This window comes from Xanthobacter autotrophicus (assembly GCF_030015065.1).
Taxonomy (GTDB): Bacteria; Pseudomonadota; Alphaproteobacteria; order Rhizobiales; family Xanthobacteraceae; genus Xanthobacter; species Xanthobacter autotrophicus_D.
Genome location: NZ_JAIVFN010000471.1, coordinates 1 through 423, shown reverse-complemented (window position 1 = coordinate 423; position 423 = coordinate 1). Strand labels below are relative to the sequence as shown.

Below are 423 nucleotides of genomic sequence, written 5' to 3'. Positions count from 1 at the left end.
GCCGTGGCCCGCGCCGCCGCCGAGGAATCCGGCCTGCCGCTGTACCGCTACCTGGGCGGCATGGGCGGCCTGCAGCTGCCCGTGCCGATGATGAACGTCATCAACGGCGGCGCGCACGCCAACAACAGCCTGGACCTGCAGGAGTTCATGATCGTTCCCGTGGGCGCGCCGAGCTTCCGCGAGGCCGTGCGCTGGGGTGCCGAGGTGTTCCACGCCCTGAAGAAGATCATCAACGACAAGGGCATGAGCACCGCCGTGGGCGACGAAGGCGGCTTCGCGCCCAGCGTCGAGAACCACGAAGCGGCCATCCAGCTGATCCTGCAGGCGATCGACCAGGCGGGCTACACGGCCGGCGAGCAGATCGCCCTGGCCCTGGACTGCGCGGCCAGCGAGTTCTTCAAGGACGGCAAGTACGTGCTCGAA

Annotated in this window: 1 pseudogene; it reads left to right on the top strand. The window is 68.6% G+C overall.

Annotated features, from left to right (window positions below):
• Positions 1-423: pseudogene (gene eno, locus K9U40_RS24090) on the top strand (phosphopyruvate hydratase); the annotation flags it as partial.